This window comes from Pseudomonas sp. QD4, from assembly GCF_049199125.1.
Classification (GTDB): domain Bacteria; phylum Pseudomonadota; class Gammaproteobacteria; order Pseudomonadales; family Pseudomonadaceae; genus Aquipseudomonas.
The window spans coordinates 397,730-421,770 of sequence record NZ_JBLZOM010000002.1; the positions used below are offsets into that span (position 1 = coordinate 397,730).

At 62.5% G+C, this 24,041-nt stretch carries 18 protein-coding genes; 14 read left to right on the top strand and 4 right to left on the bottom strand.

The genetic code is table 11. The annotated features are described in order from the left end of the window. Positions 1–37: 37 nt before the first annotated feature. Together ACOZJV_RS12675 and ACOZJV_RS12680 are read left to right on the top strand one after the other, a co-directional pair. The gene (locus tag ACOZJV_RS12675; protein WP_078470954.1) at positions 38–349 is read left to right on the top strand and encodes a DUF962 domain-containing protein; all 312 of its coding nucleotides are present in this window, start codon (positions 38–40) and stop codon (positions 347–349) included. A 118-nt stretch (positions 350–467) separates the two neighbouring features. Then, positions 468–1,058, top strand: coding sequence for an HD domain-containing protein (locus tag ACOZJV_RS12680; RefSeq protein ID WP_421547748.1), 591 nt, complete (start codon positions 468–470; stop codon positions 1,056–1,058). Positions 1,059–1,074: 16 nt separating this feature from the next. On the opposite strand, the gene ACOZJV_RS12685 is transcribed toward ACOZJV_RS12680, so the two are convergent. Then, positions 1,075–1,896, bottom strand: a complete 822-nt coding sequence (locus ACOZJV_RS12685; RefSeq protein ID WP_201129999.1) for a UDP-2,3-diacylglucosamine diphosphatase — start codon at positions 1,894–1,896, stop codon at positions 1,075–1,077. A gap of 133 nt (positions 1,897–2,029) precedes the next feature. On the opposite strand from ACOZJV_RS12685, the gene ACOZJV_RS12690 reads away from it, so the two are divergent. Next, on the top strand, positions 2,030–2,785 hold the full coding sequence (locus tag ACOZJV_RS12690) for an AraC family transcriptional regulator (protein ID WP_421547749.1): 756 nt from the start codon (positions 2,030–2,032) through the stop codon (positions 2,783–2,785). A gap of 114 nt (positions 2,786–2,899) precedes the next feature. Further along, positions 2,900–3,793: a DMT family transporter gene (locus tag ACOZJV_RS12695; RefSeq protein WP_421547750.1), complete on the top strand. Its 894-nt coding sequence runs from the start codon at positions 2,900–2,902 to the stop codon at positions 3,791–3,793. Between the two features lie 39 nt (positions 3,794–3,832). Here the strand turns inward: ACOZJV_RS12695 and ACOZJV_RS12700 are convergent, their stop codons facing one another. Beyond that, a complete protein-coding gene (locus tag ACOZJV_RS12700; RefSeq protein WP_078470949.1) occupies positions 3,833–4,135 on the bottom strand; it encodes a SelT/SelW/SelH family protein in 303 nt (100 codons plus the stop codon). A gap of 67 nt (positions 4,136–4,202) precedes the next feature. Here ACOZJV_RS12700 and ACOZJV_RS12705 point away from each other — a divergent pair, with 67 nt between their 5' ends. The 8 genes from ACOZJV_RS12705 (at position 4,203) to ACOZJV_RS12740 (ending at position 14,201) form a co-directional block, all read left to right on the top strand. Continuing rightward, a complete protein-coding gene (locus tag ACOZJV_RS12705; RefSeq protein ID WP_421547751.1) occupies positions 4,203–6,392 on the top strand; it encodes a patatin-like phospholipase family protein in 2,190 nt (729 codons plus the stop codon). Between the two features lie 244 nt (positions 6,393–6,636). Beyond that, positions 6,637–8,670, top strand: a complete 2,034-nt coding sequence (locus ACOZJV_RS12710) for a type VI secretion system Vgr family protein (protein WP_078470947.1) — start codon at positions 6,637–6,639, stop codon at positions 8,668–8,670. Positions 8,671–8,672: 2 nt separating this feature from the next. After that, positions 8,673–9,251 carry a DUF4123 domain-containing protein gene (locus ACOZJV_RS12715; protein WP_421547752.1) on the top strand — a complete coding sequence of 193 codons (579 nt, stop codon included), beginning with the start codon at positions 8,673–8,675 and terminating at the stop codon, positions 9,249–9,251. After that, complete coding sequence (locus ACOZJV_RS12720) at positions 9,251–10,093, top strand: hypothetical protein (RefSeq protein WP_078470945.1); 843 nt, start codon at positions 9,251–9,253, stop codon at positions 10,091–10,093. The genes ACOZJV_RS12715 and ACOZJV_RS12720 overlap by 1 nt, the downstream gene beginning before the upstream one ends. Beyond that, entirely contained in the window at positions 10,086–12,002 is a 1,917-nt protein-coding gene (locus tag ACOZJV_RS12725; protein ID WP_421547753.1) for a hypothetical protein, read from the top strand. The genes ACOZJV_RS12720 and ACOZJV_RS12725 overlap by 8 nt, the downstream gene beginning before the upstream one ends. A gap of 1 nt (position 12,003) precedes the next feature. Then, the gene (locus tag ACOZJV_RS12730; protein WP_421547754.1) at positions 12,004–12,927 is read left to right on the top strand and encodes a hypothetical protein; all 924 of its coding nucleotides are present in this window, start codon (positions 12,004–12,006) and stop codon (positions 12,925–12,927) included. Between the two features lie 41 nt (positions 12,928–12,968). Beyond that, positions 12,969–13,856 carry a hypothetical protein gene (locus tag ACOZJV_RS12735; RefSeq protein WP_421547755.1) on the top strand — a complete coding sequence of 296 codons (888 nt, stop codon included), beginning with the start codon at positions 12,969–12,971 and terminating at the stop codon, positions 13,854–13,856. Between the two features lie 78 nt (positions 13,857–13,934). Further along, positions 13,935–14,201, top strand: a complete 267-nt coding sequence (locus ACOZJV_RS12740; protein ID WP_078473934.1) for a PAAR domain-containing protein — start codon at positions 13,935–13,937, stop codon at positions 14,199–14,201. Between the two features lie 1,360 nt (positions 14,202–15,561). Here ACOZJV_RS12740 and ACOZJV_RS12745 read toward each other — a convergent pair. Continuing rightward, a complete protein-coding gene (locus ACOZJV_RS12745) occupies positions 15,562–17,055 on the bottom strand; it encodes a PepSY domain-containing protein (protein ID WP_421547756.1) in 1,494 nt (497 codons plus the stop codon). 7 nt (positions 17,056–17,062) lie between these two features. Next, positions 17,063–19,225: a TonB-dependent receptor gene (locus ACOZJV_RS12750; RefSeq protein WP_421547757.1), complete on the bottom strand. Its 2,163-nt coding sequence runs from the start codon at positions 19,223–19,225 to the stop codon at positions 17,063–17,065. Positions 19,226–19,597: 372 nt separating this feature from the next. Here ACOZJV_RS12750 and ACOZJV_RS12755 point away from each other — a divergent pair, with 372 nt between their 5' ends. Further along, a complete protein-coding gene (locus ACOZJV_RS12755) occupies positions 19,598–20,239 on the top strand; it encodes a response regulator (RefSeq protein ID WP_078473930.1) in 642 nt (213 codons plus the stop codon). A gap of 11 nt (positions 20,240–20,250) precedes the next feature. Further along, entirely contained in the window at positions 20,251–23,841 is a 3,591-nt protein-coding gene (locus ACOZJV_RS12760; RefSeq protein ID WP_421547758.1) for an ATP-binding protein, read from the top strand. Positions 23,842–24,041 lie beyond the last annotated feature (200 nt).

The window sequence follows — 24,041 nt, forward strand, 5'->3', positions numbered from 1 at the left end:
TCCCATTATCAGAACAACTACCAGCGAGGCCGTAGGCGTGGAAAACATCAAGCGATTCAACAGCTTTGCCGAATTCTATCCGTACTACCTGAGCGAACACGGCAACAGTACCTGCCGCCGTCTGCATTTTATCGGCACCAGCCTGGTGATCTTCATCCTGGCCCTGGCCATTGGCAAAGGTGCCTGGCTGCTGCTTCTGGCGCTGCCGGTGGCGGGCTACAGCTTCGCCTGGATTGGGCACTTCTTCTTCGAAAACAACCGCCCCGCCACCTTCCAGCACCCCTTCTACAGTCTGCTGGGGGATTTCGTCATGTACCGCGACATGATCCTCGGCAAGGTGCCCTTCTAGTCCAGACTCCCCTGCGAGCCACGCGGCTCGCCTGGTCAGCAAGCCGTCTCCCACAGCCACTGCGCGGGCAATCACAGGGCATAGACTCGAACCATCATCCACAACAAGAAGATGGCCCATGAGCGATCACGCCCGTTTTACCCATATGCAGGATGGAACCGAGCAGGACTGGGCGATCATCGCCGCCGACTTCAGCACCTATGCCCGGCAGCTGGCATCGCGCATCGTCACCCACTTGCGGCTGCTCGAAGGCGACTTCGGCGGCTTCCCGGTGGATCGCCTGAGCCACTCCCTGCAGACCGCCAGCCGCGCCTGGCGCGATGGCCAGGATGAGGAGTATGTGGTCTGCGCCCTGCTCCACGATATCGGCGACACCCTGGGCAGCTACAACCACCCGGATATCGCCGCCGCCATCCTCAAGCCCTTCGTCAGCCCGGAAAACCTGTGGATGGTGCAGCAGCACGGGATTTTCCAGGGCTACTACTTCTTCCATCACCTGGGCATGGACCGGCACCTGCGGGAACAATTCAAGGACCACCCGCAGTACCAGCGCACCGCCGAGTTCTGCGCCAAGTACGATGCCGCCGCCTTCGACCCGGACTACGACAGCCTGCCCCTGAGCTTCTTCGAACCCATGCTCGAGCGCCTGTTCGCCCAACCGAAAAACTCGATCTACAAGGCCGCCATGCAAGAACACCACGCGGCCTGAACCGCGCCAGCGGGGCTCATGCCGGCTCCGCCACCTTCTGCTGTTCGGCCTTGAGCTGGGCTTCGCGCGCCTGGGCATCGGCCAGGCGATACAGCTCGATGGTGCCGTCCCAATGCTCGATCAGCGCTGTGCATGACTCCACCCAATCGCCGCAGTTGAGGTAGTCCACCTCGCCGACCTTGCGGATCTCGGCATGGTGAATGTGCCCGCAGACCACGCCCTGCAAGCCGCGCTTGACGCATTCATGGGCGATGGCTTGTTCAAAGTCGCTGATAAAGCTGACCGCGGTCTTCACCTTGTGCTTGAGGTAGGCCGACAGCGACCAGTAGCCGTAGCCATAACGGGCGCGCCAGTGGTTGAGCCAGCGGTTGAGGGTCAGGGTAAATTCGTAGGCCGAGTCGCCGAGAAAGGCCAGCCAGCGGTGGTAGCGGGTGATCACATCGAACTGGTCACCGTGGATCACCAGCAGGCGCCGACCATCGGCGGTGGTGTGCAGCGCCTCGTCCACCAGTTGGATATTGCCCAGGATCAGCTTGGAGTAGCGGCGCAGGAATTCATCGTGGTTGCCGGTGACGTAGATCACCTCGGTCCCGCGTTTGCTCATGGTCAGCAGCCGGCGGATCACATTGGTGTGGGCCTGGGGCCAATACATGCCGCCGCGCATTTTCCAGCCGTCGATGATGTCGCCCACCAGGTAGATGCGGTCGGCCTGATAGCCCTTGAGAAACTGCGACAGATGCTCGGCCTGGCAATCTCGGGTGCCCAGGTGCACGTCGGAGATCCATAAAGTTCGCACCCGCTGCTTACGACTGGGTTTGACGAGTTCGGCGCTGGTCATGGGCACTCTCCTGCTGTTTTTGCGAGCTTGCTCCGTGGCGATTAATAGCCCATGACACAAATACGACCGTCCGATGACAGCCCGCGCGCAACGGCCCCCGGTGTAGACTGCCGCCTCTGCCAAGGAGACCGGGATGCGACCGATCCTCACCCTGCGCCACTACAGCCACGACCTGATCGTCCACAGCCATGACCATGCGCAACTGGTGTTCGGCCTGTCGGGCCGGCTCGACTTCGAAGTCGACGGCCAGGGCAGCCAGGTCGGCCAGCAGAGTTTCGTGGTGGTGCCGGCCGGCGCCCACCATGCCTGTGGCAGCCCCGACGGCAGCCACTGCATGGTGCTCGACGTGCCAAGCGAGCACTGGGTCATGCAATCGCTGGGGGAACACGCCGAGGCCAGCCGGCGCTTGCTCGACACTCCCGGGCGCCTGCTGCTGGCCCCGGCCCAGAGCCAACTGGTCGACTGGCTGGCCGCCAGCCCGGTGGCCGATCCGCTGATTGCCCAGCAAGGGGCAGTGCTGTTGCTGGCCAGCCTCAACAGCGCGCTGCCGGTCGGTGGCGGTCGGCGCCTGCCCTATGCCGCCTTGAATGCCCACATCGACCAGCACGCCGCCCACCCGCTGCAAGTCGCCGATCTGGCACGGCTCGCCGGCCTGTCCAGCGCACGCCTGCATGCGCGATTCGTTGCCGAATGCGGGCAGACGCCGATGGACTACATCCGCAGCCGCCGCCTGCACATGGCGGTCAACCTGTTGCGCGACTCGCCCCTGGCCATCGGTGAAATCGCCCAGCGGGTGGGCTACAGCTCACAGAGCGCGTTTGCCGCTGCCATCCTGCGCGAATACGGCACCAGCCCCGGCAAGTTGCGGCGCGCCACGGAGCCGCGCTAGTTCCTCGACAAAAGACGCGAGCCCCGCGACAGACAGCGCATCGGCCACGCCCGTAAACTGCTGCCCTGCCGCAGCGCCCGCCAGAGGGCCCGGCTCTATTGTTTAAGGATTGAAATGACTCCGCGTACCGCCCTCGGTGCCCTGCATATCGGCGCCCTGATGTTCGGCCTGACCGGGGTGTTCGGCAAACTGGCCGCCGCCTCGCCGGCGATTATCGTGTTTGGCCGCGCCGCCTTCGCCGTCCTGGCCCTGGCCTGTTTTGCACGCCTGGCCAGCAACACCCGCTGGCAGCCATTGACCCGCGGCGACTGCTCGCGCCTGCTGCTCAGCGGCCTGCTGCTGGCCGGGCACTGGGTGAGTTTCTTCATCGCGGTAAAGGTGGCCGGGGTGGCCATCGCGACCCTGGGTTTCGCCAGCTTTCCGGCGTTCACCGTGATCCTCGAAGGCCTGATCTTTCGCGAGCGCATCCGCCTCAACGAGATGGTGCTGGTGCTGCTGGTGAGCATCGGCCTGGTGCTGGTCACGCCGGACTTCGACCTGGCCAGCGAGGCCACCACCGGCCTGCTGTGGGCTGTGGCCTCGGGGCTGTTGTTCGCCCTGTTGTCGTTGAACAACCGGGTCAGTTCCGGGCGTATTCCGGCGGTCCAGGCCGCCCTGTGCCAGAACCTGGTGGTCGCTGCCTGCCTGCTGCCGGTGGCGGCGCCGGGGCTGGGCGAGGTGCGGGCGCTGGACTGGCTGTGGCTGGCCCTGCTCGGGGTGTTCTGCACCGGCCTGGCCCACAGCCTGTTCGTCGCCAGCCTGGCGGTGATCAAGGCTCGCACAGCGGCGGTGGTATTCGCCCTGGAGCCGGTCTACGGGATCAGCGTGGCCTGGTTGCTGTTCGGCGAAACCCCGACCCTGCGCATGTTGCTCGGCGGGGCCTTGATCATTGTCGCCATCGTGGTCTCCAGCCAACTGGGCGCTGCTTCAACTCGCAAGGCTAGTAACGAGCATGCCCCCTCTCACTGACGCCCCATGCTCGACGCGCCGCTGTTTTTGGTACAGGAACTAGACCGTAGGCGGGTTCTGAGTGCGGTCGTTATGGCCCAGGTCGCGCTGCGGGTCGATCTGGTCCCGCAGCCGCTGCTTGAGCACCTTGGCCTCGGGGAAGCCGCCATCGGCCTTGCGCTCCCAGATCTGCACGCCATCGCAGGTGATGCGAAAGGCGCCGCCGGTGGCCGGTTCCAGGGCCACGCGCCCCAGGTCGTCGCTGAACGTGCTCAGCAGTTCCTGGGCCAGCCAGGCGGCGCGCAACAGCCACTGGCATTGGGTGCAATAGGTGATGACCACTTCGGGTTTACGTTCAGTCATGGTTCGGCGGACTCCTGAGTTTCGGCCGCTATAATAGCCGCCTTTTTCCGCCGCCCCGAGAGCCGTGATGCGCCGCCTGTTGTCCTGCCTGTTGCTGTGCCTGTTGCCATTGATGGCCCAGGCCGCAGAAATCCCCCGTCCCACCATCGGCCTGGTGCTGTCGGGGGGCGCCGCCCGGGGCCTGGCCCATATCGGCGTGCTCAAGGCATTGGAGGAGCAAGGCATCCGCATCGACGCGATTGCCGGCACCAGCATGGGGGCGGTGATCGGCGGGCTGTACGCCTCGGGCTACAAGATCGACGAGCTGGAAAAACTCGCCCTGGGCATCGACTGGCAGCAAGCCCTGTCCGATGCCCCGCCGCGCGAGGACGTGCCCTTTCGCCGCAAGCAGGATGACCGCGACTTCCTGGTCAAGCAGAAGCTCAGCTTCCGTGACGACGGCAGCCTCGGCCTGCCCCTGGGGGTGATTCAGGGCCAGAACCTGGCCTTGCTGCTGGAGAGCAAGTTCGCCCACGTCAGCGACACCCGCGACTTCGACAAACTGCCGATTCCGTTTCGCGCGGTGGCCACCGATATCGCCAGTGGCGAGAAAGTGGTGTTCAGCAAAGGCCACCTGCCCCAGGTGATTCGCGCCAGCATGTCGATCCCGGCGGTGTTCGCTCCGGTGGAGATCGACGGCCGCCTGCTGGTAGACGGCGGCATGACCGACAACATCCCGCTGGACGTGGCCCGGGACATGGGGGTCGACATCGCCATCGTGGTCGACATCGGCTCGCCGCTGCGCTCGCGCAAGCAATTGACCACCGTGGTCGACGTGCTGACCCAGTCGATCACCCTGATGACCCGGCGCAACTCCGAAGAACAGCTGGCCGCCCTGCACCCGGACGACATCCTGATCCAGCCGCCCCTGTCGAGCTATGGCGTGACCGATTTCGGCCGCGCCCAGGACATGATCGATGCCGGCTACCGCGCCACCCGCATCCTCGATGCGCGCCTGGCCCGCCTGCGCCCGACCACGACCGTGGATGCCGAACTGACCGCGGCCCGGGCGCCGAGCCAGCGCACACCGATCATCAGCGCGATCAAGGTCGAGAACGACTCCAAGGTCAGCGATGACGTGATCCGCTATTACATTCGCCAGCACATCGGCGAGCCCCTGGACCTGGGCCGCCTGCAAACCGACATGGGCACCCTGTACGGCCTGGACTACTTCGAGCAGGTGCATTACCGGGTGGTGCACAAGGACGCGGACAACACCCTGGTGATCACTGCTCGCGGCAAACGCAACGGCACCGATTACCTGCGCCTGGGGCTGAACCTGTCCGATGACCTGCGCGGCGACAGCGCCTTCAATATCGGCGCCAGCTACCGGGTCAACGGCATCAACAGCCTCGGGGCGGAATGGCTGACGCGCTTGCAGTTCGGCGATCAACAAGAGCTGTACAGCGAGTTCTACCAACCGCTGGACGTGGGTTCGCGCTACTTCGTCGCCCCGTACATCGCCGCCGAATCACAGAACATCGAGTCGGTGCTGGACAACGACCCGATCGCCGAATACCGCCTGGAACGCTACGGCTTCGGCCTCAACCTGGGGCGGCAGATCGGCAACAGCGGCGAGATCCGCTTCGGTGTCGGCGAGGCCTGGGGCAAGGCCAAGGTGCGCATCGGCGAGCAGGACCTGCCCAGCGAAAACTTCAGCGAGGGCTACTACCAGCTCAAGTACTCTTTCGACTCCCTGGACAACGTCTACTTCCCCCACAGCGGCGAAGACATCGGCCTCTCGCTGCGCCAGTTCGAACCCAACCTGGGCTCGGACAAACGCTACCGGCAATGGGAATTCAAACTGGACAAGGCACTCAGCAGCGGCCCCAACACCTTCATCCTCGGCGGCCGCTATGGCCGGACCCTGGACCAGGCCGACGTGGTGTCGTCGAGCTTTGTGCTGGGCGGCGCGCGCCAGCTTTCAGGCTTTCGCCAGGACGCCCTTTCCGGACAGAACATCAGCCTGGCGCGGGCCGTCTATTACCGCCGCCTGACGCCTCGGGCCTACCTGCCGCTGGACTTCCCGCTGTACATCGGGGGCTCCCTGGAACGAGGCCGGGCCTGGAACAATGACAATCAATTCGACAGCGGCTACATCAATGCGGCGAGTATTTTCCTCGGCTTCGATACCCCCCTGGGGCCTTTGAATTTCAGCTACGGCGTCAACGACGACGAGCAGAAGGCGCTGTACCTGAACCTGGGGCAGACGTTCTAGTCCCTCAGGCGCGTAGATACTATGGCGAGGGAGATTGAGTGTTTGTCGGAGCGTCGGACCCGATTGCTCCAAGTCATAGGGCGCAAATAAACAACGCACGTAGCCTTCTATCAAGAACAAGAATGTTCCCACGCATTAATCAGACAACCCTTATATACCAGCCTTGGAGGCCTCTTATAACTTGGCGCGTTCAACTTGATGCCAAGGACAGACCTATACGGCCTGTCACAACTGGAAACTCGCCATGCCCATCCAGTCCGACCTGCGCTTTACCTTCAGCGCAGGCAAGGAGTCTTTCGACGTAGTCGAGTTCACCTTGCACGAAGCGCTGTCCGAGACCTTCCTCCTTGCGGTTGAACTGACCAGCGACAACCCGGCCATCGACTTTGGGCAGGTGCTTGATCGCTCGGCGCTGCTGACTCTTTGGCACGGCGAGCGTCCCGTACGCTACGTGCATGGGGCTGTCTCTTCCTTCGTCCAGCACGACAGCGGCTTCAGGCGTACGCGCTATTCGGCAGTGATCGAACCTCGCCTTGCGCGACTAAAACTCAGCTCCGACTGGCGCATCTTCCAAACCCTTACTGTCCCGCAAATTACCGAAGCGGTGCTCAAGGCCCACGGTCTGACTCAAGACTACGAACAACGCCTCACCACCGAACACCAAGCCCGAGAATACTGCGTACAAGCCGGTGACACTGATTACCACTTTGTAGAACGCATCATGCGCGAGGAAGGTTTCTTTTATTCCTTCCGCCACAGCGCCGAAGGCCATCAACTGGTCCACAGCGATCGCCTGTTTATCCACGGTCGGGTGGGCGATGAACCGGTGCAATACAACCCCACGCCCGGCGGCGACCAGCCGCAACCCGCGTTACGCCGTTTTGCCTACAGCGAAAACGTGCGTACCGCACGCCAGACCCAGCGCGACTACACCTTTCACCACCCCAACTACAGCCACCAGCACAGCCGCGATGGCGTCGAACTCGACCACCAGGGCCGCGAATACGAACGCTACGATTACCCGGCCCGCGCCAAGTTCGACGAGGCCGGAAAACCCTTCGCCGAGAACCGCCTGCGCGGCCATCGGCGCGATGCGCGCATTGCCCTGGTCGAGGGCGATGATCCGCGCTTGCAGCCCGGTATTTCTTTCATCCTGGCCGGCCACCCACGCGATGACATGAACCGTGGCTGGCGTCCGGTGAGCATTGTTCACCACGGCAAACAGCACACCAGCCAGGGCGAAGAAAGCGCCGAGGCGCAACTCGGCACTCACTACAGCTACCAAGCCGAACTGGTGCCGGACGACGCCGAATGGCGCGCCGAACCGCTGCCCAAACCTCGTATTGACGGCCCGCAAAATGCCACGGTGGTCGGCCCCAAAAATGAGGAGATATTTACCGACGAATACGCCCGGGTGAAGGTGCAATTTGCCTGGGACCGCGAAGGAAAACAGGACGAATACAGCTCCTGCTGGATCCGCGTTTCGCAAAATATCTCGGGCGCCACCTGGGGCCATATGGCGATCCCGCGTATCGGTCAGGAGGTTATTGTCGACCATTTTGACGGGGATCCGGATCAACCGGTTATCACCGGCCGAACCTTTAACCGCCTGCAACTGCCGCCCTACGAACTGCCCCGGCACAAGACCCGGATGACCCTCAAGAGCAAAACCCACAAGGGCGAAGGCTTCAACGAACTGCGCTTCGAGGATGAACAGGACCAGGAAGAAATCTACGTCCATGCACAGAAAGACCAGAACATCCACGTCAATCACGACGAGAGCCGCGCGATAGGTAATGACCAAACCAACGGGATCGGTCGTGACCGCAACACCAACATTGGCCAGGACGATACGCATAGCGTTGGCCGCGACCGCAAGGAGCATATCCGCCAGGATGTTTTCAGCACCATCGACCGCAACGAAATCCGCAAAGTCGGCAACTCTCAACGAGAGGACATTGCGTCCAGCCGCCAGGTCAAAATCGGCGAAAACGAGACCATTGTCATTGAAGGCATTCAATCGATCGAGGCTAAAACTTCCCTGCGGACGCTGACCCGTGACCATGTATTGCAGGGCACTGACCGCATACTGATCCGTGGCCCGGCCGGAACGATCATCCTTGATAGCAACGGCATCAGCCTGGATGCCCCCAATATCCTGCTCAAAGGCAATGTAAAAATACTGTCGCCCGGCTCCAATCAGGTCAAGGCGATAGAAGCGGCCATCCGCGAAGGCTCGCCGTTGATTGAAGAGTGCCCGCTGGATAAGGGGAATTGACCATGAGCCTGCAGAGTTGGCTTGCAGACCGGGGCATCGCTCCAGCCGTTCCTGAAATGAACGTCTTTTTCCTGGCACAAATGTCGGCTCACACTGAACTGCGTGCTCGCCTGGAGTTTCACGACCAACCTTATCGTTTGCTGTGGAAACTGGAGCCCCAAAGCACGCTGGAGCAACATGCACCCTGCCTGTTTCAGAGCGATGCCGACTCTGCCTTCGACCATTGGCTGGGCAGTACGATTGACGCATTCCCCCTGAGCATTCTGCTCAGCCGCGAGGGGATCGATGGTATCGGTGCGCGTCTGCGTCGGTTCACCAAGTTCGAGGACAGTGCCGGCCGCTACTTTCTGCGATTGGGCGATCCTGCGGCCCTGCGCCTCTATCTCGACTCCATCGCCCATACGCCCGAAACCGTGGCGAAACTGTTCGGCCACAAGGGTGTAGAGGCGCTCTATCTCCATGCACCAAATGTTGCGCTGTCTCAGCGGGTGGAGCCGCTCTTCGAGCACGGTTGGGACCACCCCGGCCGTGAAGGTTATCTCCTTTGGAGAGACGCACCCGCTTTGTCGGAGCGCACGTAATGGCCCTGCTCACCATCGATCGAAAGCAACTCGAGCGGGCAGCAACGCTCGAGACCGACCGCCAACTGATTCGGTACATCCGTGACACGCTGGGCCCCGTCCTCCCTCGCTTACCCGCGCAACCCGAGCTTATCGGCCCCTTCGTCCAAAAGGCGGGCCGGGAAGCTATTGAGAGTGGGTATGGCGACGGTGGCCAGTACAGCTTCCATATCCTCACGAGCTTGCTGTTGGGCTCGTCTTGGGAGCATCACTCGTTCTACACCGGACGGTTCGAGAAGTATCTGGATACCCCGGGCATGGAACAGAGCGCACGCATCACGTTAGCGCTGGGTGCTGTTATTGATGCGCGGCAGGCGCTAGAGGCTGTTTTGCCCAGGCTGATCGACGCCGCCGTTGAGTCGCTGGGCATTTATCCCGAGCGGTTCAAGCCTGAGGACATCTGGAATACCTTCCAGCACATGGCGCACGCACGCGGTTTTCAGCCTCGCCAAGTGCTCCCGTTGTTTGAGCATTTTGAAGCCGGCTTCCGCAAAGGAAATGGGTTGCCCCCGATACGGCGCGAAAAGCTCGCGGGACACGTAGAGGTCGGGTACATAGCGCAAGGCATACCGCTGCCCAAGCCCAGTGACGCTATCCGTGACCTCAATTCGCTCCAACTGATGAACTTCAACGGCAGCCTCCTGTTGGCGCTGATCTATGGTCCGGCATTTACCTACAACCTGTTTTTCAACGGGCTCCTGCAGACCCTCGACAGCACCAACCAGCCCGACGTCTATCAACACGAATTGAAAGAGTTCCTGCTCTCCCACCGTAGAGCGTTATCGGAGAACACTGATGAGTGAGGGTGCGGTAGCCGCAAGCTACAACAAGCTGGCACAGGACGCGGCGGATGGAACCTTGCCTCAGCCGCAGAAAATCTGCGTGGAGTGCACGGTGCCAGGTCCTATATTTTCCCTCAATCCGGATGGCGGCCCACGCAACGCCGACCTGCTTCTGGGAGTCCCCTCACAGGGAACCGCCGCGACGTACCGGTGGTTTATGGACAACCCCTGGATCCGCGACAAGGAGCGCAACTTCCGTGACACCTTATTGCTGCAAGTCCTGGAGCGTTTTGGGGCTAAGTATGGTGAGGCCTGGCTGGCGGAACTCTCGGCATTCATTTCGGTACAGGACTGCGAAATTATCTGCCTGGATGATGAGATCGCAGACGACACACTCTCTCCAGGCGTGCTCGCCAACTTCGGCAAGCGCACCGATGACGGCATGGGGTTTAGGATACAGCGCAACTTCGTGTTCGCCGGCGGGAAACTCTACTACCTGACATTCACCGCCATTACCTGGAAGGAAATTCCCCGAACCGAGTACGTGCATGAAGACGGCCTGAACGGGATAAGCATGCCGTTCACCTGGAACACTCCCAAGGGCTTGTACTCCATTGACCATGCGGTCCAACAGTTGGCCGCGGAGTTTGAGCGCGCCAAAGCGAATGTCCGAATCTGGGAGGCCATCAAGGGTTTTTTCGAAGTCGCCACGGCACTGCTGGCGTTCGTACCCGTAGCAGGTGGAGTCGCTCTGGGCGCGCGTGGAGCGGTCGCCAGCGTGCGCTACATCTTCGTTGCGGTTGACCGCGCGCTGGCACTGGATGCCCTGGTAGATGGCTCCAGCCGCATGATTACCGGCGAAGGGTTGAACATCGGCGAGAAGTTTTTCGAATCGCTCGCCGCCCTGGCTAATCCCACGACCGCCGAGGATCGCGGGAAGCAGGTCTTTATGAGCATCAACCTGGCGATGCTCACACCGTCGATTTTCGGCACCGCCCGCTGGGTGATGCGCCAGATAGGCGGCAAGGCCGTGAAGCTGGACACCAAGCTGCTCACCGAAGCCGAACTCAAGCGATTGACCCAGCATAAGAATGCTCAAATCACGGCGCTCGAAACCGTTGTGCAAACCCGTGAGCGCGTACAGGGCGGAACACGGGTACAGGTACGAGAGCGTCATTCCCTCGACACCAACAAGAGTCAGGTGATTGTTCAGGCTGATGCCGGTCGAGCCGATTTCGCCGTCACCACCAACAGCCTTAGGGAGCGGCTGGTTCTGCAGTTGCATCTGCTGGCAAGCGCTCGAAAGGCGAGGAACCTGCGAAACGTACTGGGTGACGTGGGAGAGGAAGTCTTGGCCTATGGGCTGGTCAAACACTGGGGAGTGAAACCCGAGAATATCTTGGGCTACAACCAGAAAAATGCAGGCATCAGCTACTTCGGCCTGAAAAACAAGAACGGCCATGGACTCGACGTTTTGCTCAAGGTACCCCCGCCGCCCAAAATGAAAATCCGTATTCCCAGCGCCGAAGCACGCCACCATATCGAAGGGCTACGCGACCCGTCCCAATACAAAACGCTGACGTTTGCAAAAGAGACGCTGCTCGTGGTGGAAGTCAAAGCGACGTTGGGAAAAAGCAAGACGCCAGATTTTTATGCAAATACCCAAGGGAAAGGTGGGGAACAAAACACTGAGCGCGTGGTGAACTTGGCCAAACGTGCAGGACCGTACTGGAAGCGAGAGAAGGTTTTAGAAGTTGACCCATCTGCGATGGATAAAGTGGATGCCATCGAAAAAGCTAAGATTTCTGGGAATATTCAATACATTCACGCTCAGGTATTTCTCAATAGCGAAGGGAAGATCAATACCCTGGTAGGTAAGGGCGTTGGTCAAGGATCAGGTATTCAGCTCAACGATTGGCCTAGGATGTGATATGAAAACCAAAAAAACCAAGTCCAGACTGGATAAAACGTTGCCCAAAGTCGAGGCTTGGGCAAAAGACATGTGGCCCCCGAGAAGTTGGTTTGATGAGTACCTGTCAGGGGGAGGCGAAGCAGGTCTTGCCGCTGCGGATCTTTACCGGCACGGAATGATCCAGTGTGCTCAAAGCCTGTCGTACGCCAAGCAGGGGCAATTGTCAGAATCCATACATCATATGGCAAATGGCTTCGCGAGAAGAGCCATTGCAGAGGCGATAAGTGTAGAAAGACTGAAGGGAACAACCCGGTATGCCACCGGAGACCTCGATGGCCTTACCGACCTGATGTTCGGAACCATCGCATTGGGTCGTCCGGACGTTGCCAAGGGCCTGTACCAGGCGGCACTCGGTGGTATCGAAGGCGGCTATGGCGTACGTGATGGCCACGATCTGCCCATTGGCACCACGCTGCGCTATGCAGCCTTCGGCCTGAGCATCATCAGCAATTGGCTCGGCCAGCCGCTGGACCTGGATAAGCACGCCCTGCCTCGTGACCCGGCCTGGGGGCCGTTGGTATCACAGTGGCGGGAGCCCGATCCCAACACGTTTCTGTCGGCGCTACTGACGGCCTGCGATGTCCACGTAGACCGTATCGCGGTCACTTATCGCGAGCACGAAACCATCGCCGAAGAGTTCGAGTTCGCCACACCGCTACTGGCCGTTCATCCCACTGAAATCCTGGCCGTGCTTCGTCTGCGCGATCTGCTCGGCTTGCCAAACCCGACACAGATCGACCATCCGTTGATGCAGACACCCTACGCGCAAATCACCTGCACCCCGGAGCTCCTGGCTTCCCAAGGCCAACGCGACGAGTTGCTGGAGAAATTCCTCGACACCGTTCGCCAACGAGACCCTCAGGTCCTGCCTGGAGGGCTATAACGATGGCAAACCGAGCGCCAAAATCAAGACTGGAAAAGACGTTGCCCAAAGTCGAGGCTTGGGCAAAAGACATGTGGCCACCAAATGAATGGCTGGAACAATATATTTCAGGTGAGATCGATAGACCGGGCTTGGCAGCCATAGATATGTATAAGTTCGGAATGCTCCTGTGCTCTAGAAGCCTGCTGTTCGCCAAGCAAGAACAAGTAATAGACTCCGTTGTGAACATGAGTTCTGGTTTTACGCGAAGGGCAATCTCTTACACCATTCAAATTGAGCGCCTCAAGGGAACAACGCGGGTTGCCGTTGCAGACCTCGATGGCCTTACCAACCTGATGTTCGGAACCATCGCATTAGGTCGCCCGGACATTGCCAAGATTCTGTACCAGACGATACTTGCCGGTATGGAAGGGGGCTATGGCGTCCACGATGGCCACGATTTGGAAATCGGCACCACGCTGCGCTATGCGGCCTTCGGCCTGAGCATCATCAGCAATTGGCTCGGCCAGCCGCTGGACCTGGACAAGCACGCCCTGCCTCGCGACCCGGCGTGGGGGCCGTTGGTATCACAGTGGCGAGAGCCTGATCCCAACAGGTTTCTGCCGGCGCTACTGACGGCCTGCGATGTCCACGTAGACCGTATCGCGGTCACTTATCGCGAGCACGAAACCATCGCCGAACAGTTCGAGTTCGCCACACCGCTACTGGCCGTTCATCCCACTGAAATCCTGGCTGTGCTTCGTCTGCGCGATCTGCTCGGCTTGCCAAACCCGACACAGATCGACCATCCGTTGATGCAGACACCCTACGCGCAAATCACCTGCACCCCGGAGTTCCTGGCTTCCCAGGGCCAGCGCGACGAGTTGCTGGAGCGCTTCCTTGAAACTGTACGTCGCCGCGACCCTGCGGTCCTGCCCAAGGGGCTCTGACCATGGCAAACCCTGTTGAAATCACCCGGAGCGCTTTGTGGTCCATGACGATAATTTGCGCCACGAAGGAGCCTTTTCATGTCTAGAGGCGCCATTCGGCTCGGGGACAAGCACTCTGGTGGCGGCGTCATGATAGAAGCCAGTGGGTTCCCAGTGAACGGTAAGCCCCAATGCCTGCTCGGTGACAAAGCGGTATGCCCTACGCACAAGGGGGTGTTTCCCCTGGTTTCCGGTGGGGATGAAACCGCCATTCACAACGGCCGCCCGGTGGTGTTTGAGCCGGCCAAACTCGCATGTGGCTGCCAGGTTTCCTCATCGTGTTCGGCGCATTACCGAAAGGCGTAGGACAAATGGTTCCTCGTGCATGCAAAGCGGGTCAGCCATGACCAAGAGTCGCGAACCCGACAACGCCCTTGCGCAACCGAATCACCCAGTTCTCGATCGTGATCCAGGCTTGCGCGCCGCTGCCGTTCGTAGCGGACTCGATTGCCTTGACCATCAGTGGAAAGGGGTGAACGCCATGTATCGCTTTCGCTGTGATCGAGGGCATGTGTTCCTAAGAACGCTTCAGACATTTTCTCGAGTATCGAACGCGAAATGTCCAACGTGTGCTGTTGAAGCGCACATGAATCAGTTGCGCACGCTGGCAGATCGGAACGGGGTGAAATGCCTTGAAACGCGCTGGCTCGGCTGGGATGCCGCCCATAGATTCCAATGCGCACAAGGGCATATCTGGAGCCGCCGGGGCAATCGCGCCCTATCCGGCATTGACTGCCCCCATTGCGGCAAAGCCTCTGGCTACGACCGCAGACGCGCTGAGAGTCTGGCTCGACTCCATCAGATAGCCGCCGAGCGCGGCGGTGTGTGCCTGAACACGAGCTACCAGGCGAATAAACCCTATAGATTCCGCTGCGCTCGTGGGCATGAATGGGAGGCGCAGGGTCATGAAGTGAAGCGTCGAACCTGGTGCCCCGAATGTGCCCGCCTGCGCAAGGTTGAGGGGTATCGCCATCAGGATGGGCTGGAACGCCTTCGACAAAAGGCCGCTGAGCGCGGTGGGCAATGCCTGGCCGAAGCGTACCTTGGCGTCGGTTCGCGCTACCGCTTTCGCTGTGCCAAAGGACACGAATGGGAAACCCTCGGGCGGCGAATGCTACGTGGTGGATGGTGCCTTATCTGTGCCTATGACAAAAAGCGGCTCTCCATTGAAGATGCACACGCCAGCGCCAAAGCTCGGGGAGGCCAATGTTTGTCGACCTCGTACATCAGGGTCATCGATAAACTGCATTGGTTGTGTCACCGCGGCCATAGTTGGCATGCCCAATATGCAAACATTCGAGCGGGCCACTGGTGCCCGGAATGCGCCAGTATGGACCGAGTCACTAACCCGAAATCCAACGCTTGGAAACGCTATAAGGCAGTTCCATTTGCAATGGATGCGCTCTTATTCGGTGATCGCGCTGAGGAATAGGAAAATGACGTCTCCAGGCTGACGGCATGCGCACTGTCCAGATTAAGAGGATCTCAGATGCCCAGGTTCAGCCTTCCACCTAGCATTTAGCCCGGTTTGTGCACTCAAGGGGCTTTCGCGGCATATCCTCACTCACTGCGCCCAATTCGGAATGAAGCACCGTACTATCCACGCGGAAATGCAGCTCCCCCGTCGACACAGGTCAGCGAAGCATTCGTCCAAGCCCACTGCCCCTTACTTTCGCTTCGCCGCCAGGCGCCTGGCCAAAGGCTTGCGCGGCCGCAATCGGCGCCAACCGAGCCAGGTGGCACTCAGGCTGAGTAACGAACCGCCGACGCTCAGGGTGATCAGCATGCCTTGCCACAGCGGCGGGCGCTCCAGCAGCGGCAGCCAATCCCAGCTGTGCAGCAGGTTGAACAGCCAGCGATAGACCCGGCGCCGCTCGTCCAATTGTTCGATCAAGGCACCGCTGCGCGGGTCCAGGTGCAGCCAGGTGGCGGCCGGGTCGTCGAACCTCAAACGCAGGGCCGGCAAGGGTTTGTCCAGGTGGCCGAGCATGCTGTGCTCGGCGCGACCGTAGTAATAGGCATCGTAGGCATGCAGGGTTTCGACTTGCGGTGTGCCGGCCGGCCACATGGCCGCTGCGGCGCGGACCAGGGCCTCGGGCTCCAGGCTTTGATGCACGCGGCCGTCGCCGTCCAGCAGGCGCACCGCGCCAGTGCCATCGCGGGCCAGTAGATAACCCTGGCCGCCGATCCGCCGCCACTCGATCTCCCGGGGGATAAAGCCCTCGGCCGTGAAGCGCGCCAGGGCCTCGGTAGTGTCTGTGGCAAACGCCTCAGCAATCAAGGGCCCACCCTGATAGGCGGCGCTGGCCAAGGCTTGCGGATGCTCGAACACCCGCCACGGGTTCATCGACAACCAGCCGCTGAAGACCCAGGTCAAGGCCAGGCTGCCAAACACCAGGCCGAGCAGGTGGTGCCAACGGGCGATGCCTTTATAGGGGGTGCGCGAACCGCTGCGATAAGGCTTGGTAAAACGCCAGCGCAGCACGCCGACCAGCATCCCGGAGAGGCACATCAGGCTGGCGGCGAACGCCAGGCTGGTCACCACCCAACCCCAGGCGCCATCCAGCACCCCGCCGCGCAGCGGATACAGCCAGTGCAGCCAAGCCCCGACCCAATTCCACAGGCGTTCGTTGCCGGTGGCCACGCGCACCACCGCGCCGGTCTGCCCGGAGAGGTACAGCAGGCTGGCGTCGCGGTCCTGCAACTGGATGCGGTGCAGCGGTCGCTCGGAGTCCAGGGCTCGGGAGTGGCTCCAGGCGTCTTCCCATACCGAACCCAGGTACACCGCCGGCGCCGGGTCGAATTGCTCGGCACTGGCCATCAACGAACCCAGGGTCGGGTACACCCGCTGCCCGCTGCGGGCATCTACCGCAACACTTTCACCAGCGCGGTAGCCCAGCAGGTAATGCGGGCGGCCGGCCAGGCTGCTGAGGCGAATACTGCTCGGTGCATGCTCGCGCTGCGCCGCCTGCAACGCCACGCTCAGGTCGACGCAGCAGCCTTGAGCCGACAAAGGCGGCAGCCGCGCCAGGTGCTCGGCGGGGGTGAGTTTGGGGTAACCGACATAGAGCATCACCACCCCGGAGAAAAACCACAGCGCCAGCAGCAGGCACAGGCCAATCCCCAACCAACGGTGCCACAGGTACAGATAACGTTTCATTCGCGCCTCAGAACCGCGTGTCCAACGCCAGCTCAACGCTGCGCGGGGCTCCCAGGTACAGCTGCGTGCCATTGGCGCGCTCGGCATAAATTGCGTCTGTCAAGTTGCGCACCCGTGCCGTCAGGCGGGTATCGGCGCTCAGGCGGTAACCGGCAAATGCCCCGAACACCTGGTAACCCGGGACCCGCCGCTCGTTGGCCGCATCGGCATACACCTGGGCCACATGGCGGCCGTCGAAACCGAGTTGCCAGGCCGGGTCCAGGTCCCAGGTCAGCCACAGGTTGGCCACCTGACGCGGGGTGTTGCCCGGTGTGTGCCCCTTGCGCGACACACTCACGCCATCGACCCGCTCATTGAAATCGTCGTACCAGGCCTCGGTGTAGGCCAGGTTGCCTTCCACCAGCCAATGCGGGGTCACACGCAGCGAGCCGGCCAGTTCCAGGCCACGGCTCGATTGCTGGCCGACTGCCAGGCTTTGCCCGGGATTGAGCGGGTCGGCGGTGGCCAGGTTCTTGCGCTCGATCTGGTACAGGGCTACGGTGCCGGCGCCGCGCCCCTGAAGAAAGTCGAACTTGGCGCCCACCTCCAGCTGCCGGCCACGGGTCAGGTCGAAATCCTCGACCTGAACCAGGGTCGCGGTGGCGAGCATGCCGGCCGGCGGATCGGCGGCAGTGCTGTATTGCACATAGACGTTGGCGTGCGGGGTCAACTGGTAGACCAACCCGGCGCGACCGGTACTGGCAGCGTAATCACGGCTGAAATAGGCCGGGTTGCTCGCGCTCACCGCGCGGTAGTTGTCGACCTGCAACTCGATGCGCTCATGGCGCAGGCCGGTGAGCAGCGACAGACGCTCGGTCAGTTGCAGGTGGTGCTCGAAAAACAGCCCCCGGGTGTCCACCTGGTTGCGCCGGTCCTTGTGGAATCCACGCTGCATGCCGGGGATGTCCCAGAAACTGCCCGGGTCGAAATCCCCCGGATCCACCTGGTCCACCACGCCGGGCATCGAACGCGGCAGGCGCATCTGTACGTTATGGCTGTAGTCCAGCCCCAGCAGCCAGCGGCTGTCGAGGTCGAACAACGGCTGTTCGCGGTGCAGCTCGAAACGGTTGCCGATGACCTGTTGCTCATGGCGCTGCAACAGCGCGCCGGAACGGATCACCGCGCTGTTGTCGGCGTTGTAGCGGTAGTTTTCCAGGTTCTGAAACTGCCGCGTGGCCTGGTAGCGGTAGAGGGTGTTGCGCAGCTCGGTGGCCTCGTCGAAGCGGTATTCGCTGAGCGAGCGCAACCACTGCACGCGCTGCTGGTACAGGCTGTCGTCGACATTGAAATTGCGCAGGCGGTCGCGGCGGTCGATCTTCATCGTGCGGCCAGTGCCATTGAGCACCGGCGTGCCCCAGTAGGGGTTGTCGACCCGTTCTTCCTGATACTCCAGGGCCAGGGTGTGGCTGAACTGCGCGCTGATATCGCTGAGCAGGGAGAAGGCGCTGGTAAAGGCCTCGCGCCGCTCGCGGTCGGCATAGCCCCGGCCCTGGCTGTGGCTGAAGTCCAGGCGCGCGACGTGGTTTTCTCCCAGGCCGTGGTTGAAGCCCAGGGCGGTTTCACCGCTGTGATCCGAGCCCTGGCGCAGCCGAGCCTGGTTGAAGTCGTGGCCGCGCAGCGGCTGTTTGGAGATGTAATTGAGCGAGCCACCCACCGCCCCGGCGCCATTGAGAAAACCCGAGGCCCCGCCAATGGCTTCGACCCGGTCGTAGATCCAGCCGTCCACCGGACTCGCGGTGATGCTGTCGTAATGCAGGCCGATACCGTTGAACAACTGGCTCACCTGGCCGCCGCCAAAGCCGCGCCAGCTCACGGCATTGCCCATGCCTGGCGGTGCCGACGCATTGAGCCCGGGCACGCTGTCGAGCATCTCACCAGTGGTGCGGGCGCCGCGGCGCTCGATCTGCTCGCGGGTGACCACGCTGACCGAGGCCGGGGTCGAACGCAGGTCAAGGCCCAGCCGCGAACCGGTGCTGCTCAGGCTGTCCAGTTCCAGCCCCGGGCTGAGGGGCGCCTCATCGGCGCTGACGACCTGATCGGGCAGGACCAGCGCCTCTTCGGCCAAGGCCGGGGAACACAGGGTGGCGCACAGCAGCGCAGCGTAACGACGGCGGGCCGGGAGGTGGTTCATGACGGGCTTTCCTGAAGACGCGGGGCGCTGCAAAAGACCCCGCGACGGGCTCGGGGCACGCCAGGTCGAATCGGCGACCGGGCGCACCGGATTAAGGGCGCCATGGTGCAAAAACAACGGTCCGAGGCCTATCGGCCAAGTACTAAAACCTCAGCCCCGCTCACGCTTCGAGCTGCATATCCGGCCATCGGAAACCAACACTTCTTTACAAAAAAGGCACCCCGCGTTCAGGCAGGTGACAGGTTTTTCTCTATAGAATCGCCGCCCCTCGCTACCCCCCCAGACAACACACCCCCTGACAAGCGGTGAACGGAGCCCTATTGCCAGGCCAGCAAGCCCCCCTCTCCCCTGAATCAAAAGAGACCCGACCCGATGCCAATCCAAACCGTGATCGTCGATGATCACCCCATCACACTGATCGGCATGCGCGCCCTGTTGAGCGATAACCCCAAGCTGTCGATCGTGGGCGAGGCGCAGGACGTCGGCGGGCTTTTCGAACTCCTCGGTCGGCAATCCTGCGACCTGCTGATCACCGACCTGATGATGCCCGGCAGCGAGCAGGTCGATGGCCTGCGCCTGATCCAGCAACTGCGCCGTCGCTACCCGCAGCTGGCGATAGTGGTGGTCACCATGCTCAACAACCCGGCCCTGATCGGCTCGGTGCTCAAGCTCGGGATCCAGGGCCTGGTGAGCAAGCGCGGGCTGCTCAATGACTTGCCCAAGGCCATTGGCGCCAGTGCCTCGGCGCCCTTTCTTTCGCCCGTGTTCAGGCAACTGCTGGACCTGGGCGAGGCCGAGCACGGCAAACCGCTGCTGCAATTGGAAGAACTCTCGCCACGGGAAGTCGAGGTCCTGCGCCTGTATGGCAGCGGCCTGACCATCGGCGAAATCGCCCTGCACCTGAACCGCAGCAAGCAAACCATCAGCACCCAGAAGATCAGCGCCATGCGCAAGCTGGGGCTGGACACCAACGCCGCGCTCTACCTCTACATCCAGGAAAACGGCCTGACGTGAAGGCGACTGCCATGCATCGTTTGCTGCGGTCCCTGATCGCCCCGTGCCTGCTTGGCCTGTGTGCTCTGACAGGCCCCAACAACGCCCTGGCCGACGCGCCCGAGCCGACCCCGGCCAGCCTGGCCCAGCTCAACGCCATGCGTCAGTCACTGCCGAGCAAAACCCTGCGCGTGGCGCGCATCACGCCACCCGAGAATGTGCGCGAAGGCAGCGCCAACCTGGCCCTGCGCGCCATCACCGAGGACTACCTGCAACTGGTCGGGGACTTTCTCGACCTGTCGATCGAGGAGGTGTCCTACCCCAGCGTGGCGGCAGCCATAGACGGGCTCAAATCCGGGGAAATCGACCTGCTGACCCGGGTCACCGACTTTGAACGCCAACATGCCAGGCTGATACTCAGCCGCCCGTACCTGACCAATGCACCGATCATCGTCGGCCGCAGTGCCGACAACAGCCTGCCTCCCGACCTGGAAGGCAAGCGGGTCCTGCTGCTCGCCGACTACATGGACTTGGCCACCGTGCTCCAGGCCTACCCGCACGCCAAGCTGAGCACGGTTGCGAACACCGCCGAAGGCCTGCGGCGCCTGGCGGAGGGCGAAGTCGATGCGTTTATCGGCGACAAGGTACGGGCCAATTTCCACATGCTTGCCCTGCCCGAGATGAAGCTGCAAAACAAGTTCGCCGCGCACCTGAGCAGCGAAGGTTTCTCCTTCGCCGCCCGGGAAAACGAGCACGACCTGATTACCCTGATCAACGTGACCCTGGAAAGCATCTCCGAGGCGCGCAATCGCGAGATCATCGAGCAGCGTACCCAATCCACCCGGCTGTTCGCCCCGGCGGACGCCTTTGCCCTGACCCCCAAAGAGCGTGAGTGGCTGCACCAGCATCCAACCCTGACCCTGATTGCCAGCGAGCAACCGCCCTACTTCTATCGCGATAACGAGGGCCAGTGGATCGGCCTGGGCATGGAGATCCTGCGGGGCCTGGGCGACGTCTACCCCCTGCAACTGGAAGTGCTCGCCAGCCAGTCGCCCGCCGCCGACCAGCAACTGCTGCAAGGCGGCCGCGCGCAGTTGGCCACCAGCCTGCCAGCCACCGCCGAACGCCGGCAGACCCTGGCCTTCAGCGAACCCTTCGGCGCCCAGGCCTGGACCTTCGTGATTCGCCGCGACGCCAGTTCGCCCAGCTCCCTGGAGGCCATGGTCGGCCGCCGCCTGGCCTTGCCGTTCAATCACCCCCTGGACAGCTGGTTGCAGACCCGCTACCCGCGCGTCCAGGTGGTGCGCACCCAAACCACCGAGCAGGCTCTGGCCCTGGTGGAAAGCGGCAAGGTCGACGCCACCCTGTACACCGCGCTCTGCACCCGTGGACGCCAGCCGTGGCTGAGCGGACGCGACCTGCGGGCCGGGCAGACGATCCAGGCCATGTCCCTGCCCCAAGTGTTCGCCATCAGCCCCAGCGCCCCCGAGCTGCGCGGCATTCTCGATAAGTTGCTCGGGTCGGTGGCCGGCGAGCTCAATGGCCGGGTCAAGCTGCTGACCAGCCCCCAGGCCGAACACGCACCCTGGGAGCAACTGCCGGATGGCTTCTGGCACGCCGTGGTCCTGGCGCTGGTGGTGGTCCTGCTGTCGCTGCTGTGGAACTGGCGGCTCAAGGTCCAGGTGCGCCAACGGCGTGCCGCCCAGCATCAGCTGAGCGACCAGTTGGCCTTCCAGTTCTCCCTGCTCAACGGCTTGCCGACGCCGCTGTACGTGCGCGACCTGGAGTTGCGCCTGAGCACCTGCAACCGCGCCTACGAAAGCTTCTTCGGCAGCGCCCTGGAACAGCTGCAAGGCACCACCCCGCAGCAGCAGGGCATGGCGCCCCACAGCCTGGCGCTGAATCTGGAAGAGCAGTACCGGCTGCTGCTGGACAACCGTCAGCCGCAGTTTTTCGACGGTTGCATCGAGGTCAACGGCGAGCGGCGGCATATCTACCATTGGCTGGTGCCGTTCTACAGCGCGCGCGGCAAGTTGCAGGGCCTGCTCGGCGGCTGGATCGACATCAGTGAACGCAAGGGCCTGGAACTCAAACTGCGAGAGGCGCAACAGACCGCGGTCGATGCCAGCGCCGCCAAGGGCGAGTTCCTGGCCACCATGAGCCACGAACTGCGCACCCCGCTCAATGCCCTGGTCGGCCTGCTGGAACTGGAAAGCCGGAGCGAACGGGCACCGTCGGAAAACCTGCGGATCGCCCAGCAGTCGGCCCATTCGATGATCGACCTGATCGGCAATATCCTCGACCTCGACAAGATCGAGAGCGGACAGATGCAATTGGCGCCGCAGCCGGTGGCCCTGGCGCCGCTGCTGCAAGACTGCCTCGATCTGTTTGCCGCCCAGGCCCGGCAGAGCGGCCTGGCCCTGAGCCTCGACTGCTCCGGCCTGACGCCCCAGCGCCACTACTGGCTGGACCCCATGCGCCTGCGCCAGGTGCTGCAAAACCTGTTGGGCAACGCGTTGAAGTTCACCGCCCGCGGCCAGATCCGGCTCAGCGTCGAAGAGCTGGACCTGGGGGGCGACAAGAGTTTATTGACCCTACAGGTCAGCGACACTGGCATCGGTATCTCCAAGGCCATCCAGCCACGGATCTTCGAACCCTACATGCAGGCCCATGCCGAGGTCGCGCACCTGTATGGCGGCTCCGGGCTGGGGCTGAACATTTGCAGCCAGCTGGTGCAATTGATGGGGGGCCGGATCTGGCTCGACAGCCAGCCCAACCAGGGCTGCCAGGTCAGTGTCGAACTGCCCCTGACCTGGCAGCCGGCGCCGGCGCTGGGTAGCGATCCACAGCACCATCTGCCGCAAGCCTTGAGCCAGGCGCTGAAGGTGCTGATCGTGGACGATGTCTCGACCAACGGCCTGGTGTTGCAGCAGCAACTGGCCAGTCTTGGCCACCGCGCGACCTTCGTCTGCAGCGGCGCGGCGGCCCTGGAGGCCTGGGAGCGCGAGCCCTTCGACCTGCTGATCAGCGACTGCAACATGCCCGGCATGGACGGCTACACCCTGGCCCGGACCATTCGCCAGCGCGAGCAGGTCCTGGGCCTGGTGCCGCGCCCGATCATCGGCTACACCGCCAGCGCCCTGACCGGGGAAAACCAACGTTGCCACGACGCCGGCATGAACGAGCTGATGATCAAACCCGTGACCCTGGCCCGCCTGCGCGAAGCCCTCGCCGGGCAAGCGGCACAGCCCCAACGACTGCGGCCCGGCACCACCACGGGCTTTGACCTGAGCCATCTGGAGGGCCTGGCCGGCGCCGATCCGAGCCTGATCAGGCGTTTGCTGGAGGAGTTGCACAGCAACCTGAAGGAGGAATGCCAGCGCCTGCAGCAGCCGCTGGCCGACAACAACGACGACGAAGCCATCGGCCAATTCATGCACCGCCTTGAGGGCCTGGCCTGCACCATCGATGCGCCCGGGCTGCTGCGTGCGTGCGAAGGGGTGCGCCAGGCTGCCAGCCAGGGCGTCGACCTGGATCCTGCCCAGGCGCAGTTAGTGGCGGTGCTGCTCGGCCTGTTGGACGATATCCGGCATCGGCATCCGGACCGACCGCCCCGAGGGTAGGGGCTCGCCCATTGCGCCCGCCTCGACGCGGGCCTGTTCGACCTGGCCATTCACGTCATGCTCCGGCGCGCACCCTCGGGGCTGCCGCCCCATTGGATGGCTCCCGTAAAAGTCCCCCGCACCCGACTCTCGTACTCGTCCCATGGGCGCCTCTCACCCCCGCGGGCATCCTGCCCAGGCCTTCAAAGGCGGGCTCAGCA

Excerpts from the sequence above, each read along its gene's own strand:
- ACOZJV_RS12705 (WP_421547751.1), top strand. The coding sequence starts at position 4,203 with ATGCGCCGCCTGTTGTCCTGCCTGTTGCTGTGCCTGTTGCCATTGATG.
- ACOZJV_RS12750 (WP_421547757.1), bottom strand. The coding sequence starts at position 19,225 with ATGAACCACCTCCCGGCCCGCCGTCGTTACGCTGCGCTGCTGTGCGCC.
- ACOZJV_RS12690 (WP_421547749.1), top strand. The coding sequence starts at position 2,030 with ATGCGACCGATCCTCACCCTGCGCCACTACAGCCACGACCTGATCGTC.
- ACOZJV_RS12695 (WP_421547750.1), top strand. The coding sequence starts at position 2,900 with ATGACTCCGCGTACCGCCCTCGGTGCCCTGCATATCGGCGCCCTGATG.
- ACOZJV_RS12725 (WP_421547753.1), top strand. The coding sequence starts at position 10,086 with ATGAGTGAGGGTGCGGTAGCCGCAAGCTACAACAAGCTGGCACAGGAC.
- ACOZJV_RS12700 (WP_078470949.1), bottom strand. The coding sequence starts at position 4,135 with ATGACTGAACGTAAACCCGAAGTGGTCATCACCTATTGCACCCAATGC.
- ACOZJV_RS12745 (WP_421547756.1), bottom strand. The coding sequence starts at position 17,055 with ATGAAACGTTATCTGTACCTGTGGCACCGTTGGTTGGGGATTGGCCTG.
- ACOZJV_RS12710 (WP_078470947.1), top strand. The coding sequence starts at position 6,637 with ATGCCCATCCAGTCCGACCTGCGCTTTACCTTCAGCGCAGGCAAGGAG.
- ACOZJV_RS12740 (WP_078473934.1), top strand. The coding sequence starts at position 13,935 with ATGTCTAGAGGCGCCATTCGGCTCGGGGACAAGCACTCTGGTGGCGGC.
- ACOZJV_RS12760 (WP_421547758.1), top strand. The coding sequence starts at position 20,251 with ATGCATCGTTTGCTGCGGTCCCTGATCGCCCCGTGCCTGCTTGGCCTG.
- ACOZJV_RS12730 (WP_421547754.1), top strand. The coding sequence starts at position 12,004 with ATGAAAACCAAAAAAACCAAGTCCAGACTGGATAAAACGTTGCCCAAA.
- ACOZJV_RS12685 (WP_201129999.1), bottom strand. The coding sequence starts at position 1,896 with ATGACCAGCGCCGAACTCGTCAAACCCAGTCGTAAGCAGCGGGTGCGA.
- ACOZJV_RS12755 (WP_078473930.1), top strand. The coding sequence starts at position 19,598 with ATGCCAATCCAAACCGTGATCGTCGATGATCACCCCATCACACTGATC.
- ACOZJV_RS12715 (WP_421547752.1), top strand. The coding sequence starts at position 8,673 with ATGAGCCTGCAGAGTTGGCTTGCAGACCGGGGCATCGCTCCAGCCGTT.
- ACOZJV_RS12720 (WP_078470945.1), top strand. The coding sequence starts at position 9,251 with ATGGCCCTGCTCACCATCGATCGAAAGCAACTCGAGCGGGCAGCAACG.
- ACOZJV_RS12680 (WP_421547748.1), top strand. The coding sequence starts at position 468 with ATGAGCGATCACGCCCGTTTTACCCATATGCAGGATGGAACCGAGCAG.